This is a genomic window from Bradyrhizobium sp. HKCCYLS20291 (assembly GCF_051167715.1).
In the GTDB taxonomy this organism is placed as follows: Bacteria; Pseudomonadota; Alphaproteobacteria; order Rhizobiales; family Xanthobacteraceae; genus Bradyrhizobium.
The window spans coordinates 535,673-551,214 of record NZ_JBNPTO010000001.1; the positions used below are offsets into that span (position 1 = coordinate 535,673).

Sequence of the window (15,542 nt, forward strand, 5' to 3'; positions counted from 1 at the left end):
AATTGCGCCTACGCGGTCGTCCGCATCCGGTTGCGGCCGAAAACATAGATCGTGGTCGTGACAATCAGGAGAGCCACGCCGAGCAGGATCGCCGTCAGCCCGAGCGGAACCAGGACGCCGGCGAGGTTGCGATCCGGGTTGAACAGCCAGTGCCGGACCGAGGTCAGCACGAAGCCCAGACCGACGAAGCCGGCCGCGCCGCCGAGCAGCAGCAAAGCCCACATCCGGCGCAGCTGGCTCAGCCGCGCCCGCGCCAGCTCGGTGCGCGGCGTGTGGTGATGGGTGACCCGCCGCACCAGCCGCACGGCAAAGCCGATCGACGAGAACCCGATCAGCACGCTGGCGCCGCCGAGCCACAGACGCGACGTCGAATCCAGATTGGACGCGCGTTGCAGCAGCAGCAACGGATAGTCGAAGGCCGCATGCAGGAGCACGGGAGCGGCCAGCACCAGCGCCCAGCTCGACATCCGCGCCCAGTCGCGATTGTGCCGGTTGGCACCGAGCGCCGTTCCGGTGCGCGCGATCGCGAGATAGGCGCCGGCGATGATGCCGAGTGCGCCGTGGAAGGGCACGGTGAGCACGCTGCGCAGGATCGCCAGCGAGCGCCACATCTCGGCATGCTGGACGAGATAAGCGAGGTTCTCATAGGCCGCGAAGCCGAGGCCGACCGCCGCGCCATAGAACACGGTGTCCATGGCATTGCCGACTTGCCGGCGCCGCGACCAGAGGGCTGCGATCACCGCGACCTTGGCGATTTCCTCCGGCAGGGCGACGCTGAACAGCGCCCTGACCAGCTGCGCGACCCAGGGATTTTCGATCGACAATCCGATGTGCTGGAACGGCGCGCGGATGATGCCGAGCAGCAGCACGCTGGCTGCACCGAGCAGGAACGCCGTCCAGATCTTGAGCGGCGGCCCCGAATTGTCACCCGCTGCGACCACCAGCCAGAGGATGAGCAGGGCAGGCGCGATCGCGGCGGTTCCGACCACGGTCGCGAGCGCCTCGAGCAGGCTCATTTGTGACGGCAGGTAGGCCATGGTCTCCAATCATTCGATGCCCGTCTGGCGGCACCGGCCGTTCATTCATGCGGCGGTCGCAAGCCGGGCGCCGCTCCATCGTCGCGCGGCAAGACACCTAACATGTCGGCAAAAACAGCCGCTCATCAAGGCATGATCACGCAGGGCGTCGTTCCGCGGCTTCCTGTGTCCGCGCCGCACGCCTGCCCATCTCCTCAGCGGATACGGGAGCTTCTCGGCGCGACACCATCGCCGTCCCGGACCGGAGCTTGCGGCCGCGGGTCAGACGGCGTCCAGCCGTCGGTTCGGCCCGGCGCCGGGGCCTGGGCGGTCGTCGGCGTCTCGACGCAGCTCAGCCGGGGAGTCGGATCGGCGACGCGACGGCACTCCAGCCCCTCGGCATGGGCGGCCTGGCTGATGACAAGCGTCGCAAGGACAAGCGGAAGACCTCTCATGATGCCCCTCATATGCGGCCGGCGGCGGTGCACGATGCAGTTCTGACCCCGGTCTGGGTGGTCGGCTCGCGCCAGCGATGCCTGCCATAGTTCGCCGCGAAAGGGTGCAAATGTTTGGCCAATCTCGCCCAGATTCAAGTTTCTTGGCGAGGGTGAGGCTGCGAATGCGGCGCATTGCTCGTAGGACGGGAGCACGTCTCCAGCGCACGACATGCGTTTGGCACCGAGAGCACCAACCCAACTTGCCGCTGCTCCATCGCTTCCTGGCCCAGAGCAGGCGGCGATGCCCGGCAACCTGCCTGATGGCTGATCTGGATCAACGAACGCTGCGCAGAACCGGTCTTTGGTAGCGGGGCAACAGACCCTCGAGGGCCGGCTGGAACCCCGGTGGCGGGCCGCCGCGCAGGGCAGGGGAAGGACGAAGTGAGATCATGAACTACGACAGCTATTTCGACCGCGCCCTTGATCAGCTGCACCAGGAGCGCCGCTATCGCGTGTTCGCCGATCTCGAACGCCTTGCCGGTCGCTTCCCGCGCGCGATCTGGCATTCGCCTGACGGCCCGAAGGACGTCGTCATCTGGTGCTCCAACGATTATCTCGGCATGGGCCAGCACCCGAAGGTGATCGGCGCCATGGTCGACGTCGCCGCGCGCATGGGCACCGGCGCCGGAGGCACCCGCAACATTGCCGGAACCAACCATCCGCTGATCGAGCTCGAGCGCGAGCTCGCCGATCTCCACGGCAAGCAGGCGGCGCTGGTGTTCACCTCGGGCTACGTCTCCAACGAGACCGGCATCTCGACCATCGCAAAACTGTTGCCGAACTGCCTGTTGCTGTCGGATGCGCTGAACCACAATTCGATGATCGAGGGCGTCCGCAAGTCCGGCGCCGAGAAGCAGGTCTGGCGGCACAACGACCTGGCCCATCTCGAGGAGCTGCTGCGCGCGGCCGATCCGGACCGGCCCAAGCTGATCGTCTGCGAAAGCCTGTATTCAATGGATGGCGACGTCGCGCCGCTGCATCGCATCTGCGACCTCGCCGAGCGCTACAACGCGCTGACCTATGTCGACGAGGTTCACGCCGTCGGCATGTACGGTCCGCGCGGCGGCGGCATTGCCGAGCGCGATGGCGCGATGGCCCGCATCGACATTCTCGAAGGCACGCTCGCCAAGGCCTACGGCTGCCTCGGTGGCTACATTGCCGCCAATGCCAATTTGATCGATGCGGTCAGGTCCTACGCGCCGGGCTTCATCTTCACCACCGCGCTGCCGCCGCCGGTGTGCGCCGCCGCCACTGCTGCAATCCGCCATTTGAAGACCTCGCAATGGGAGCGTGACCGGCACCAGGACCGGGCTGCCCGGCTCAAGGCGGTGCTGAACGCCGCCGGCTTGCCGGTGATGCCGTCCGACACCCACATCGTGCCGGTGCATGTCGGCGATCCCGAGAAGTGCAAGATGGCGTCCGACCTGCTGCTGTCCGAGCACGGCATCTACATCCAGCCGATCAACTATCCGACCGTGCCGCGCGGCCTGGAGCGGCTGCGCATCACGCCGTCGCCCTACCATGATGATGGCCTGATCGATGCGCTCGCCGAGGCGCTGGTCGACGTCTGGGACCGGCTCGGGCTCACCCGAAAACCGCAGGCGCTGGCCGCTGAGTAGGCAGTCCGGCTGTCCCGCCAACCTGTCAGATCATCCTGTCAGTTTGATCTGCCGCAATGCCGCCCGCGCTCGCGCGGGCGTAGTCTTTTGGCATCAAGGAACAAGCCGGTTCGGCCGGGCCCGGCCGGCACACAGGCGAGGGCAGCCATGGCCAAGATCATCGAAGCGCTGCTGGAAGAGCATGGAAACATCGAGAGGCTGCTCGTGGTGCTCGAGCACGAGCTCGACCTGTTCGATCACAACCGGCGGCCCGACTACGACATTCTCCAGAGCATCATCGCCTATTTCGAGGACTATCCGCAGAGCTGTCATCATCCCAAGGAGGAGATGATCTTCGGCAAGCTGCGCGAGCGCGATCCGGCGGCAGCCGCCACCTATGGCGACGTCGACGACGAGCATGAGAGCGAGGCACAGCGGCTGCGCGGCTTCGCCGAGGCCGTCAATGCCGTGCTGGCCGACCAGGAGATCCTGCGCGAAAGCTTCCACGCCGCCGTGCACGAGTTCATCGACAGCCAGCGCGAGCATTTGCGCAAGGAGGAGACGTTGCTGTTTCCGGCGGCCCTGCACGCGCTGCGTCCCGAAGACTGGGCCGATATCGACGCGCGCATGTCAGACCGCAAGGACCCGCTGTTCGCGGGCGAGGTCGCGGAGAAGTTCCACAATCTCGAGCGCACCATCCTGCGCTGGGAGCAGGAGGCCGAGCTGGCCCGGGCCGCAAGCTGAAGAAAGCTCAGTTTCGCCTCCGATGGCGTTTTGTCTCAATTGCGCCGAGCCTGCAGCGGACTATAGTTCCGTCCGGGGGGCAGGCACTCTTTCACGGAGTTGGCTATGGCCGTTTCAAATACTGGGCTCGAGCCGGTCAGGGGCGCACTGACCGACCGCGCCGGACGTCCGGGTGACCGCCCAGCGCAGACGCCGATGGCACAGCAGAATGCGTTTGGCAGTCACGGCTACGACATGTATCCGCAGGAGTTCGTACGTCTGGCCGGCTGCCAGGAGCTCAGGCTTCGTCGCGACAAGAAGCGCGCGCTGCTGTTGAGCTGAGCCAACGACACGCCCGCCGCCGCATATCTCGCCCCGCGCCCGGTCTCCACGGGGCCGACGCCTGGGTGTGAGGGCTGAGATTTGGGTATTGTGATGGTTGTAAATTAACTGATCGTTAACCAGCCGGCGCGACCCTGTTCGCATGCTCCCCCAGGAGTGCGACGGAATCGGACAGCCGGAGCCGACAGTCGCGACAAGGGGCCGGCGGCGTAACGCCCGCCGGCCTTTTTGCGTGGTGACCATTTCGCGCTCGCCTGATCGGGCGTCGACTAGGCTGCTTCGTTAGCCCCGTAGCGGTCGCTTCGTTCAGTTGCGCCGCGCCAGCGAGCGCAGGAAACCCTGGTATTCCTCGTCGAGCTCCATATCGACCGCAGGCGCGAGCCTCAGCAGGACGTTGGCAATGAACGCCTGGTCGTTGCGCGGCTCCTCCAGCACCTCGCGCAGCACCGGCACATTGTCCTCGATGTGATGCAGGAAGGCGACGCCCTTCTCGGCGGTCTCGGTCCAGCGGGCCCGCGTCCATTTCGCCAGCGGATACATGATCTCGTGGACGAAGTTGGACTTGCGCGCCTTCTCGAAGAAGCGCAGGCTCGCGCTCCAGTTCTCCTTGGCGCGCAGCGGCGGCGGCGGCAGGTCGCCCGTCAGCATCTTCTTGCCGGCCTGGCCGACGAAGTCGTCCAGCGTGGTCGGCGCATCGATCGCAGCACGGAAGTGCCACAGTGCGAACGAGCCGGGAAAATCCTTGCCCATCTGATCGAGCAGAGCGGCCTCGACCTTGTCGACCGCCGCCTTGTCGCCTTTCAACGCGGCCGTCATCGCGAAGGCGAACAGCGCATCGTTGCCGACCTCGTGGACGCCGCCGTTCTTCAACTGCGCCGCCGACAGAGCGGGCGTCCTGCCGTCGGCGGGTACGCTGGCCTCGCTCGCGCGCTGCGCCTTGATGAAGGCGGTGATCTCGAGCCAGCCCACGAGGTTTGCGATGAAGGCGTCGGGATCGACATGAACGATCGCGAGATTGAGCGGCTCCTTGCGCGTCCTCAGCTCCGTCATGTCGGTCATGTCGCACTCCGCCGCAGCTTGCCGCCGGATCGCGCGCTCTGTCGCTTTCACGACATTGCGGTGATCTCAACGCGGTCTCTGCGATGCGGCAGCAAGAAGGGTGCCAGCGCTTTTCGATGTTTTGTTTCGCTCTGTCTCGCCGGGGAACGAGTCTTGCTACGCGCTTGATCTCGGGACAGGGAGGAGGGCGTTCATGTTCACCCGCGTCTGCAAGGTCGACACGATCGACGAAGGCGGCATGCGCCTTGTCATCGCGGATGCCCAGCTCATCATGCTCGCCTGGCCGGACAACGGGACGCTCAAGGCCTATCAGGGCATCTGTCCGCACACCGCGGCGCCGTTGGAGGACGCTGGGTTCGACGGCAAGCTGCTCAGCTGCCCCGTCCATAATTGGACCTGGGACGCCCTGACCGGCATGCCCGTTCATCCGCAGGAGAGCGCATTGGCGGAATACAAGGTGAAGGTCGAGGACGGCGCGGTGTACATTGACACCGAGGGCGTCTCGCCGCTGTTCGCGGCGCGCTAACGGGGCGCGGCGGGGCGAAGACACCGCCACGGGCGGCTTGCCCGGCCAGGAAAACGCCTCTATACGTTCGGCGCGCGCGGCACGGAATCACCCTGGTGGTTCAGCCGACCTCGCAAATCATCGTCTCAAGCCGCTGATTTGACGTAGGTTTTGCCAAGAGCGTGCAAACGGCGATGGCGCCGGCGGCCTTCTGGCCTCCGCGACATCGGACGTCTTGCTCCCTTCGTCTATCGGTTAGGACGCCACCCTTTCACGGTGGAGAGAGCGGTTCGATTCCGCTAGGGAGCGCCACTTTGCCTGGCGCGATTTCTTCCCAGAGTTGAAGCCATCATTGCCCGCGCCGAACGGCGGACGAGGTTGTTCGCCCCGGTCAACCGTCCATTAGGGTCCTTGCCGTACTGCAGCAGTGAGCAGGAGCAGGATGATGGCCGCGCCAAAGAAGCGAGAAGCCCGCAAATCGATGAAGCAGCCGGCGTGGATCACGCTGGATGGCGGATTTGCCGTGCGCCATTGTCTCGTTCAGGACATCTCGAGTTCCGGCGCCAAGCTGACTTTGGAGGATGCTGCGGCGCTGCCTGCGACCATCCGGCTCGCGTTTGCCCGGGACGCCCGGACCGGGCGGCTGTGCCAGGTGATGTGGCGCCGCGGCGCGTCGGTCGGCGTGAAGTTCATCGGCCGATAAGGCCGAGCCTGCGCTCTGTCGGAACAGGCGCCGGACGTTTTGGCGAGCGCCTTCGCACCGGATGCGTTAACAAGGGTGATGTTCAGATCCCTCGTTGTCGGCACGATCGTCTGGCTCGTCACCGTTCCCGCGGCGTCCGCCGGTTCCGAAGGCATGTCGCTGCGGCTGCCAAAGGCTGCGGTCACGAGTCGCTCCACGCCAAGTCCCGGCGCGGTCAAGACCAATCCCTGTTCGTCCTACGGCGCCAACTTCGTACGCGTCGAGGGCACCGACACCTGCGTCAAGGTGGGCGGCGAGTTGCGAGTCGGGACCGGTGGCTCGCTCGGCCGCTGAGCGCTCTGAATGATCAGGACAGCGGCGGCGCGATGTGGCGGATGAAGGCCGGCCGCTGCGATATCAATTGATACCAGCGGCTTATGTTGGGCAGATCCGGCTTGACCACGCCTTCAACGCCGAACCAGCGCCGCGCATAGGCGCCGAGCGCGATGTCTGCGAGCGTGAATGTTTCCGCTTCGACGAACGTTCGCCCGGCGAGATGCGCATCCAGGATGCGCCACATCGCTGCGGCCTCGTCAGCGGCCTTCTGCAGCGCAGCCATGTCGCGCTGCTCGGCTGGGGTGCGCACGAGACCCCAGAACAAGGGACGTTCGATCGGCTGCACTGTCGACAGCGTCCAATCCAGCCAGCGCTCGAGCGCCGCGCGCCGTCGCGGCGCCGATGGATAGAGCGGGGTGTTCCCGCCATGGGCGAGGCACAGATAGCGCATGATCGCGTTGCTCTCCCACAGCACGAAATCACCCTCGACCAGCGTCGGGATGCGGCCGTTCGGGTTCATCGCGAGATAGTCCGGTTCATTGTTGCGGCCGAACTGCATGCCGGCATCGATGCGCGCGTAGGCGATGTCGAGCTCGTCCAGACACCACAGCACCTTCTGCACGTTCACCGAATTGCGGCGTCCCCAGATCGTCAGTTGCGTTGCGGCGGGCACGTTCGGCTCCTGTCATGGCTTGAGGGCTATCGCAGTCTTGATAGCGCATCTCACGCAAAAAGCCCCGCATCTCGCGGGGCTTTTCGGTTGAACGTGTCGCGTCGCTTGAACGCATCGCGCGATCAGTCGTGCTAGCGGTCGTTTCCGGCCATCAGCGGCCGAAGAACAGCCACAGCAGAATGATCACCGGGATCGGCACGCCCAACAACCACAGCAAGATTCCTCGACCCATCTCGGCCTCCTCGTATCTCTCCGTCAATCGGAGCGACAACGCGAGGGGGGCGGTGATGTTCCGGGCACTGTGCGGGAAGGCTGATCTCACCAATGTCCGGTGTTCGGCATCGACAGCCAGGGCTCGGCCGGAGCCTTCGGCTCGCCCTTCTGCAACAGCTCGATCGAATGCAGGTCGGGCGAACGGACGAAGGCCATGTTGCCGTCGCGCGGCGGCCGGTTGATGGTGATGCCGAGCTTCATCAGGTGGTCGCAGGTCGCGTAGATGTCGTCGACCTCATAGGCGAGATGACCGAAGAAGCGGTCCTCGCCATAGCTCTCCTCGTCCCAATTGTAGGTGAGCTCGACCAGCGGCGCGCCGCGCGTCGACGGCAGGCTCTTCAGCAGGTGTTCATCTTCGGGTGCGCAGAGAAACACCAGCGTGAAGCGCCCCTTGTCGTTGTCGATCCGCCGTACCTCCTTGAGGCCGAGCGCGTCGGAATAGAATTTCAGCGCAGCGTCGAGATTGCGCACGCGCAGCATGGTGTGGAGATAGCGCATTTTGGAGAACTCCTTGGCAACACTCGCGGGTTTTCAGCGGCTGGGAGGCGTTGGAAAGCCCTGAATAGCAGCAAAACGCAACAGGGGGCAGGGCGTTGCGTGTCCTTAGCGTGTCATTCGTTTCCCTGCTGTTCCGAGGTAGGCTAGTGCAGAATCTGACCCGGATGACGAGGTTGCTGAAGCCCCGTGTCTTCACCCACGAGCCTCTGGCAACGCCCATAGGCGGGCGGCGCTTGGGAAGGTGAGCGAAGCGAACGGGCGTCCGATCAAAAGCTTATGAGAGCAGCGAAAAATATTTCCCGGATGTTCTGGATGCCCGGCCTAGTGGGTTCCGAAGCCGGTAGCTAGGATCGCCCTGTTTCATCACAGGGTATTACCATGAAGCGACTCGCCTTGATTACGATTGCTCTCCTGACATCTGCATCTCCGACCCTTGCCAAGGATTACGGCCTGCGGGCGGAATGCCAACGCTCGGTCGGCTACGTGCCGAACAGCCACGTGAAGGCCACCCCGGCTCAGGAGGTGGGCTTTAAATCCTGCATGCGAAGCGGTCTCGCGTCCGGCCGGAAGGATGCGAACGCTCATGACCTTAACACGTATGGGCGGTGACATGATGCGCCTGTCTCTAACGGTTCTGGCCCTGCTCGTGGGTGTTACTGCAGCATCCGCACAGGACACAAAAGCCAACAGTTGCACGGTTGCCAAATGCATCGTCAATCAGACTTCAAACCGCGTCGACCCGAAAACCGGCAAGCACTACACTGAGGCGCAGGCCCGGAATTGGTGTCCGTCACACCTGAGCAAGTCTACGGCTTGTAACTGAGAAAAAGCGCGGTGGCTCAGGCTGCCGCGCTTTTGTCTTGGTTGTCGTTCGCCGGTGGAGAGGGCCCCTTGGCATTGGGCGGACAGACTCGGCCCCTAAGCTTCTTTCATGTTATCGCTCTGATAGAATTTGGGCGCAGCGTCGAGATTGCGCACGCGCAGCATGGTGTGGAGATAGCGCATCGTTTGGGTCTCCCTGAAGCTTGAGGCGGACGTTCAACGACCGCCCTTGGACGTCGATCCATAGCAGCAAATCTTTCCCGGGGGCATCAGGGCTGATGATCGGCATGGCATGCAACCGCATCGAATCCTGCGGCCTCGGCCGCGGGGCGCGCTCGCCCGCTGACCCTTCGATCAGCCGCGCACCGCCTGCGAATCCCTATTTCAGCAGTGATTCGCGACGTCCCTGCGCGCGCACAATGCCGCTCTCATTCGGGTTTTTCAGCGCTTTCCGGCGGTCATGTGCGGCCAAAATCACGCAAGAAGGTCGAAAATGCCTAGAAATATAGGGGAAAATGAATCGCCTGGTCGCTTCGAGCGCCATCGCAGCTTGACTTCTTGGCGCTGCGTTGGAATTTTGCTGCCGCTATGGGTGCTTCGGGGCCCCTTGAAATGCAGGAGAATCCCGAAAAAGCGCGGGGTGATACGTCCACCAGACGACTGAAGTCACGGCTGTGCAATGCAGCCAGAAAGCCCCGACCCGTCTGCGCAGCAATGCGCTGATAGCCGCGCAGTCGTCTCGTCATTCACGCTACCAATCCTAAGGAGATACGATGGCTACCCAACTGTCCAAGTCGCAGCTGATCGAGAAGATTGCGACCACCACCGAACTGTCCAAGCGTGACGTCAAGAACGTCATGGAGACGCTGACCGACGTCGGCCACAAGGAGCTGAAGAAGAACGGCGTGTTCCTGGTGCCGGGCTTCGCCAAGTTCGTCGTCGTCAAGAAGCCGGCCGTGAAGGCGCGCAAGGGTACCAACCCCTTCACCGGCGAAGAGATGATGTTCAAGGCCAAGCCGGCCCGCAAGATCGTGCGCGCGCGCCCGGTCAAGGCCGCCAAGGACGCGGTCGCCTGATTCAGATCGGCGATTGTCTCGATCGAGACACAGAGGCCCCCTGCAAAGGGGGCCTTTTCTGTTGGGCGCAGCATTGAGCGCGGCATCGCCAAGCCGTCGTGCTGGATGCGTTGAAATCGATGCGCGCCGTGCGCGCTGCCGTCCGGGCGCAGCCGAGCCGAATACGCTGGCATACACCGCACCTAGGAGCCGCTCTGGTCCGGTAAGCGGCGGCTCAAACGACAGCAGCGCCAGCGCGACGGAGTATCATCGTCGCCTGGCGCCACCCTCGAAGACTGGGCCCTGAAATCCCCAGTACTGATGTGTCTTGGCTTGCCGTCGAAAGGTTCAACGGCTTTTCGAGGATCTGGCGGCGGCCGGTGATACCGGTCTGGCAATGGCGGAGGAGGCTGTGTGGGGACAGCCGCGCGGATGTTGCGCGCAAGTCGTTGGTCTGCAGGACGAAGCGTCTGGGAAGCGGCCTGTGGATATGCTGGGGATGGCCGGTGGATGGTGACCTGTCAGACCCGTTCGGAAAGATCCGTCTCGTCGAGCACGCGCTTCTGGCCGGGATCAGCGACCGCATGCGCGGGATGATGCGAGGCGAGTACGACGAAGCCGCCATAGCCGATGATGTTGAACAGAAGTTCCAGCCAAGATGCCATCAGATATCCCCCCGCTTGGCCGACCATGGACGGCCGCGTCACTTGATGAACCGGCTGACAACCATCGGGTTCCGGTGCTCACGACGGTGTGCGGACTGCAACCAAAGCCCCGCTGTCCGCGTTGTCTTGTCGCATCGGAATGGAGGACATGATGAGAAAAACATTGGCAGTTCTGGCGACCGCAGGCGCCATCGCCGCGACGGCGATTGCTGCGCCGGCGCAGGCACGCGGCATCGGTCCCGGTCTCGCGTTCGGTCTGGCTGCGGGCGCGCTGACCGCGGGCGCCGTCGCCGCATCGGGCCCGTACTACTATGGTCCGGGCTACGGCTATTACGGCGGGCCGCGCTACGTGTACGGGCCTGGTCCGTATGCTTATTACGGCGGCCCCTATTATCACCGCTACCACCATTGGCGTCGCCACTGGTAACCGATGAACGAAAGAGCCCGGAGGTCATCCTCCGGGCTCTTTTCATGGGTCGAGCTCAGCGCGTCCGCTGGGGATCGTGGCGATTGCTGCGCTACTCCGCCGCTTCGCCGAGCTGCGCCTTCCGCCACGCCTGGCTTGCATATTCCTCGCGTTCGCGTGCGAACCGCTCCTGGGTCGATCTGAATTGCGCGATCCTTGCCGTGATCTCGGCGCGCTCCCTTGCGCGCCGGTCGTCCTGCGTCTCTTTCTTTCCCACGGATCCTCTCTGCTCCGGTACGATAGGGCGAGCCTCGCCTCGAGACGCGTGACCAACTACTTGGCGAATCGCTGGCGCGATGTGGGCGGGCGATTGAGGCGCGATTGCGGACAGCGCCGGCAACGTGGTCGGGACTCGTCCGTAGTCTGGGGACAGCGACGATGGCGGGCATAGCTCCGGTGGAATTCCGTGCAGCGACTCGTTCCGCTTGTGTCGAACGTGCACCATGGGGTGACGACACCTGCTGGCGTCGTTGTGGTATCGTCGCGGTGGCGAACGCGTGTCGTGTCTCGGGTAGGCCGTCGATGATCCGATCTCATGCGCAAGGTGGTGTGGACCGGTTGGGCGAGATGATCGCTGCCGCCAAGATCATTGTGCCATTTACCGGCGCCGGCATCTCGACCGAAACGGGCATTCCCGACTTCCGCTCGCCGGGCGGACTATGGACCCGCAACCAGCCGATTCATTTCGACGAGTTCGTCGCCAGCCAGGATGCACGCGATGAGGCATGGCGACGGCGCTTTGCGATGCAGGAGACATTTGCGGCGGCGCATCCGGGACGCGGCCACCGCGCGCTCGCCTCGCTCTACCGGGCCGGCAAGATCCCGGCCGTGATCACCCAGAACATCGACAATCTGCATCAGGACTCCGGCTTCGCCGCCGATCACGTCATCGAGCTGCACGGCAACACCACCTATGCGCGCTGCATCGGCTGCGGGCAGCGCTACGAGCTCGACTGGGTGCAGCAGCGTTTCGCGCAGCATAAGGCTGCGCCCGACTGTCCCGCCTGCGATGAGCCGGTGAAAACCGCGACAGTCTCGTTCGGCCAGGCGATGCCGGAAGCGGAGATGCAACGCGCGACCGAGCTTGCGCAGCATTGCGATCTATTCCTCGCGATCGGATCATCGCTGGTCGTATGGCCGGCAGCGGGCTTTCCGCTGATGGCGAAGCGGGCAGGTGCGCGACTGGTGATCATCAATCGGGAACCAACTGATCAGGATGACGTTGCCGACCTCGTCATCCACGATGACATTGGTGAGGTCCTCGGACCTTTCATCCGTAATTGAACGGAAGTTGATGCATTTTTGCCCGCAACTCTGTTCATATGCCTCACTGAATCCGATTTTTGTCTATGCGAGGCACAAGGGAATGTTATCTTTTGATTCGAGAGATTCGCGTGACTCGTCTGGGTACAATCGATGAGTGCATGCTGAAGGCGCCGTTGCAGGGGTGGCGGCTCATTAATTGATCTGTGGGGTCCGGGGTTATGGGGTCGGACGGATTTGAGTCCAAGAAGCTCGGGTTACCGGTTACGGGTGTGGCTGCACCCAGCCGGCTCGGGGCAGACTATCAAGGCGGGGTGGCGCGCGACGCTTCGATCGATGCGCTCGCCGGTCTGGGCGAGGAGCTCGTCGAGATCAGCGGCGTGATCAAGTGGTTCGACGCGTCCAAGGGATACGGCTTCATCGTTCCCGACAATGGTTGGCCGGACGTGCTGCTGCACGTCACGGTGCTCAGGCGTGACGGCTATCAGACCGCCTATGAAGGCGCTCGGCTGGTGGTCGAGTGCGTGCAGCGCGCCAAGGGCTACCAGGCCTTCCGAATCGTCTCGATGGACGAGTCGACGGCGATCCATCCGGCGCAGATGCTGCCGCCGCGCACCCATGTCACGGTCACGCCGACCAGCGGGCTGGAGCGGGCGCAGGTCAAGTGGTTCAACCGGCTGCGCGGCTTCGGCTTCGTGACCTGCGGCGAGGGCACGCCGGACATCTTCGTCCACATGGAGACCCTGCGCCGGTTCGGCATGACCGAGCTGCGGCCGGGCCAGTGGGTGCTGGTCCGCTTTGGGCCGGGCTCCAAGGGCATGATGGCGGCCGAGATCCATCCCGAGACCGGATCGCCAGCGCTGTCGTCGCACTGAACGCGTCAGGCGGATATCGAACGCTGATGGCTCCGGGGAGCTCCCTCCCTGGGGCCATATCGCTTTGAGGGACGTGCCGCGGCGGGGGCGGGGCGTGTGGGCGGTGTCCTGTACCGCGCGCATCGTTGTGGCCACGCGGGAACCAGGCAGCCCGCGGCCTTGCTGCGGGGCCCGCGACCGTGTAGTGACGTGCCTTCCCAGGACAATGGTCCTGCAGGGGATATCGGGGTATAGCGCAGCCTGGTAGCGCGGCAGTTTTGGGTACTGCAGGTCGTTGGTTCGAATCCAGCTGCCCCGACCAAACAAAATCAATCACTTAGAAGACGATCCGCCGTCACCAATCTTCCCAAGAAAACGATCCGGGAAGACCATGGGAAAGTTGGCGATTTCGAAGGTGCAGGGCGGGCCGTGGAGTCGCCTGCTTGGCAGGCCGTCGTCGGGCCTGGCATGTTCGTCCTGCTGCTGATGCACCGGCCGAGGCCGAGATCCGGGACTACGTCGAAGGCGAGGCATGGTAAGAACCGGTGCCATGAGGAGGAGGTCATGACCCATTGGGCTGCGCAGACTATGTTCGACGCAATTGGCCCTGGAACGAGTCTGCTGATTTTCGAAGAGACGACGCGGGGGTGCAGGTCAACAATCTGAGCGCGGGCAATACGATCGGCATGACGCTCGGCGGAGCCTCAAATCTGCTGGTCCGAGGCACTATTGAAGAAGCGGACGACCGAACGGTTATTCTGGTGCTCCACAATGGCAATCAATGGGTGATGCTGCCACGGCGCTCCGACGAGCCCGTCGTCGGCATAATCTGGGCCTCAACGCCCACCCAAGACTGGGTGACTAGATCGGCTGCATAGTCCGAGGTAGATCGACGTTCCCAGCCTCGGAGCTTGGGAAGATCATGGGAAGAGAGGATCGTCCGCAGGGCAGGGCTTTCGCAACCGCCACCGACGGGCCATCACTGTGCCCGAGGCGACAGTCCGTATAGGAAAGTGCTCGTGGCTGGCTACAAATAGGTGCTGGCTTTAGACTCTAGACGAAGCGAGACGCCACGTCAGCGGGCGTCGGCGGGAATTCCGGAATGACAAAATTCGAGAAGCCCCAAAAGGGAAACCCTCATCAGCTCGTCGTCAACCAGCACACGTTTCCTGCGAGGAGTATAGCGAGGTTCGCGAATTCTTCCGGAACGGTTCAATTGCGTTTGAAAGCGGATAGTTCGGTGAGGGAAGCCAGGCCTACTGACAGCATGTTTTGTGCGCGGCGGGTGTGGGACCAAAGTTCGGAAGCGCTGTTCTGCAAAAAGATCGAGGATGACTTTCAGCGCCTGGCCGATCTGATAGTCAGCGGCTTGATCGTGAGCCTTAATAAGGAGCGGATGCACGCTATCAGCTCCTTCTACGCGCTGTGGGTAGCCCGCACTCAGCTTCGTGATCAACCGGAGAAGGACCTAAACATGCCGGGCATCTGGCCAGATGAAACTAGGTCAAAAGAACAAGAAGAAGCGCTAGAGAAAGCAGGCTACACTTTTACAAGAGGTAATCTTCTTCCGGCCCGAATGGTAAACGGCTTGGCCATTCGCGCGTGGGTAATGCGACATCTTCGCCAAGTTAGTCCAACGGCGCATTGGGGCATCATTTATGCGTCAGGCGGTGAGTTCATCGTTCCCGATTGCTCTTTGGATCATTCATTCGTGCCCATCAGCCCGCACATAGCATTGGCGAACAATGCCTCGAATCAGCGGCTCGATAATAGCGCAGTCAGACTAGTAAACGAGCAACTGCGATCAACCAGCATACGCTACTTTTTCGCACGAGATTTTGCTGCATGCCCGTGAGTGACCTATACGAGTCTTCGTGATACGCTGCCCGTAATATTTGCATACCTTGCCCATGCCCGCCACTAGCTCGGTGTGGTGGACTTCGCGCATGAGGTTAAGTCGGGCCGGTCAGCTCGACCGGCTGCGCCCGGCTCTCGACGGCTTCTTCGCCGGCACTCTGGACGCTTCCGAAGAACCCCCACTAGTCGGCGCTGCCGAACATACAAAAAAATTCGGATGCCCCCGCAGCGGCAAAACCCGGGAGCATCCGAAGTGGAGCGGGTGAATCCGGGGAAGGAACATCCGCCAAGCCGCACAACAGCGGAATCGACGTCGGGCGTCTTTGCGCTAAATCAATTACATGCGGGCTTGCTGCGC

18 protein-coding genes and 2 tRNA genes are annotated in these 15,542 nt (G+C 63.3%); 14 read left to right on the forward strand and 6 right to left on the reverse strand.

The genetic code is table 11. The features are described 5' to 3' along the window. Positions 1 to 8: 8 nt before the first annotated feature. Positions 9 to 1,037: a PrsW family intramembrane metalloprotease gene (locus tag ACQR07_RS02495; RefSeq protein WP_434900773.1), complete on the reverse strand. Its 1,029-nt coding sequence runs from the start codon at positions 1,035 to 1,037 to the stop codon at positions 9 to 11. A gap of 865 nt (positions 1,038 to 1,902) precedes the next feature. On the opposite strand from ACQR07_RS02495, the gene hemA reads away from it, so the two are divergent. The 3 genes from hemA to ACQR07_RS02510 all read left to right on the forward strand — a co-directional run bounded on the left by hemA (position 1,903) and on the right by ACQR07_RS02510 (position 4,176). Beyond that, on the forward strand, positions 1,903 to 3,132 hold the full coding sequence (hemA, locus tag ACQR07_RS02500; protein ID WP_434900774.1) for a 5-aminolevulinate synthase: 1,230 nt from the start codon (positions 1,903 to 1,905) through the stop codon (positions 3,130 to 3,132). Positions 3,133 to 3,279: 147 nt separating this feature from the next. Beyond that, complete coding sequence (locus tag ACQR07_RS02505) at positions 3,280 to 3,855, forward strand: hemerythrin domain-containing protein (RefSeq protein ID WP_434867195.1); 576 nt, start codon at positions 3,280 to 3,282, stop codon at positions 3,853 to 3,855. Between the two features lie 105 nt (positions 3,856 to 3,960). Further along, positions 3,961 to 4,176, forward strand: a complete 216-nt coding sequence (locus ACQR07_RS02510; RefSeq protein ID WP_434900775.1) for a hypothetical protein — start codon at positions 3,961 to 3,963, stop codon at positions 4,174 to 4,176. Between the two features lie 306 nt (positions 4,177 to 4,482). Here the strand turns inward: ACQR07_RS02510 and ACQR07_RS02515 are convergent, their stop codons facing one another. Next, the gene (locus ACQR07_RS02515; protein ID WP_434900776.1) at positions 4,483 to 5,235 is read right to left on the reverse strand and encodes a hypothetical protein; all 753 of its coding nucleotides are present in this window, start codon (positions 5,233 to 5,235) and stop codon (positions 4,483 to 4,485) included. 193 nt (positions 5,236 to 5,428) lie between these two features. Between ACQR07_RS02515 and ACQR07_RS02520 the strand changes: the two genes are divergently transcribed. The 4 genes from ACQR07_RS02520 to ACQR07_RS02535 all read left to right on the forward strand — a co-directional run bounded on the left by ACQR07_RS02520 (position 5,429) and on the right by ACQR07_RS02535 (position 6,776). Further along, entirely contained in the window at positions 5,429 to 5,761 is a 333-nt protein-coding gene (locus ACQR07_RS02520) for a Rieske 2Fe-2S domain-containing protein (protein WP_434900777.1), read from the forward strand. 216 nt (positions 5,762 to 5,977) lie between these two features. Beyond that, positions 5,978 to 6,052 (forward strand) — tRNA-Glu (locus tag ACQR07_RS02525). A gap of 133 nt (positions 6,053 to 6,185) precedes the next feature. Further along, positions 6,186 to 6,443: a PilZ domain-containing protein gene (locus tag ACQR07_RS02530; RefSeq protein ID WP_434867199.1), complete on the forward strand. Its 258-nt coding sequence runs from the start codon at positions 6,186 to 6,188 to the stop codon at positions 6,441 to 6,443. A gap of 78 nt (positions 6,444 to 6,521) precedes the next feature. Then, entirely contained in the window at positions 6,522 to 6,776 is a 255-nt protein-coding gene (locus tag ACQR07_RS02535) for a porin (RefSeq protein ID WP_434900778.1), read from the forward strand. A 13-nt stretch (positions 6,777 to 6,789) separates the two neighbouring features. Here the strand turns inward: ACQR07_RS02535 and ACQR07_RS02540 are convergent, their stop codons facing one another. Next, positions 6,790 to 7,431 carry a glutathione S-transferase family protein gene (locus tag ACQR07_RS02540; RefSeq protein WP_434900779.1) on the reverse strand — a complete coding sequence of 214 codons (642 nt, stop codon included), beginning with the start codon at positions 7,429 to 7,431 and terminating at the stop codon, positions 6,790 to 6,792. Between the two features lie 318 nt (positions 7,432 to 7,749). After that, positions 7,750 to 8,202 carry a VOC family protein gene (locus tag ACQR07_RS02545; RefSeq protein ID WP_434900780.1) on the reverse strand — a complete coding sequence of 151 codons (453 nt, stop codon included), beginning with the start codon at positions 8,200 to 8,202 and terminating at the stop codon, positions 7,750 to 7,752. Positions 8,203 to 9,797: 1,595 nt separating this feature from the next. On the opposite strand from ACQR07_RS02545, the gene ACQR07_RS02550 reads away from it, so the two are divergent. Next, the gene (locus ACQR07_RS02550) at positions 9,798 to 10,100 is read left to right on the forward strand and encodes an HU family DNA-binding protein (RefSeq protein WP_006614754.1); all 303 of its coding nucleotides are present in this window, start codon (positions 9,798 to 9,800) and stop codon (positions 10,098 to 10,100) included. Positions 10,101 to 10,600: 500 nt separating this feature from the next. Here the strand turns inward: ACQR07_RS02550 and ACQR07_RS02555 are convergent, their stop codons facing one another. Continuing rightward, on the reverse strand, positions 10,601 to 10,744 hold the full coding sequence (locus ACQR07_RS02555) for a hypothetical protein (protein ID WP_434900781.1): 144 nt from the start codon (positions 10,742 to 10,744) through the stop codon (positions 10,601 to 10,603). A 151-nt stretch (positions 10,745 to 10,895) separates the two neighbouring features. Here ACQR07_RS02555 and ACQR07_RS02560 point away from each other — a divergent pair, with 151 nt between their 5' ends. Further along, positions 10,896 to 11,171 carry a hypothetical protein gene (locus tag ACQR07_RS02560; RefSeq protein WP_434900782.1) on the forward strand — a complete coding sequence of 92 codons (276 nt, stop codon included), beginning with the start codon at positions 10,896 to 10,898 and terminating at the stop codon, positions 11,169 to 11,171. A 91-nt stretch (positions 11,172 to 11,262) separates the two neighbouring features. On the opposite strand, the gene ACQR07_RS02565 is transcribed toward ACQR07_RS02560, so the two are convergent. Then, positions 11,263 to 11,427 carry a hypothetical protein gene (locus ACQR07_RS02565; RefSeq protein ID WP_434900783.1) on the reverse strand — a complete coding sequence of 55 codons (165 nt, stop codon included), beginning with the start codon at positions 11,425 to 11,427 and terminating at the stop codon, positions 11,263 to 11,265. A 305-nt stretch (positions 11,428 to 11,732) separates the two neighbouring features. On the opposite strand from ACQR07_RS02565, the gene ACQR07_RS02570 reads away from it, so the two are divergent. From ACQR07_RS02570 to ACQR07_RS02590, 5 genes are all read left to right on the forward strand, one after another. Further along, positions 11,733 to 12,494, forward strand: a complete 762-nt coding sequence (locus ACQR07_RS02570) for an SIR2 family NAD-dependent protein deacylase (RefSeq protein WP_434901048.1) — start codon at positions 11,733 to 11,735, stop codon at positions 12,492 to 12,494. Between the two features lie 200 nt (positions 12,495 to 12,694). Then, complete coding sequence (locus tag ACQR07_RS02575; protein ID WP_434900784.1) at positions 12,695 to 13,348, forward strand: cold-shock protein; 654 nt, start codon at positions 12,695 to 12,697, stop codon at positions 13,346 to 13,348. 224 nt (positions 13,349 to 13,572) lie between these two features. Beyond that, a tRNA-Pro gene (locus tag ACQR07_RS02580) sits at positions 13,573 to 13,649 on the forward strand. A 325-nt stretch (positions 13,650 to 13,974) separates the two neighbouring features. Continuing rightward, positions 13,975 to 14,205 carry a hypothetical protein gene (locus ACQR07_RS02585; RefSeq protein WP_434900785.1) on the forward strand — a complete coding sequence of 77 codons (231 nt, stop codon included), beginning with the start codon at positions 13,975 to 13,977 and terminating at the stop codon, positions 14,203 to 14,205. Positions 14,206 to 14,429: 224 nt separating this feature from the next. Next, positions 14,430 to 15,182 (forward strand): hypothetical protein, encoded by a 753-nt coding sequence (locus ACQR07_RS02590; RefSeq protein ID WP_434900786.1) that lies wholly within the window; start codon positions 14,430 to 14,432, stop codon positions 15,180 to 15,182. The last annotated feature ends 360 nt before the right edge of the window (positions 15,183 to 15,542 follow it).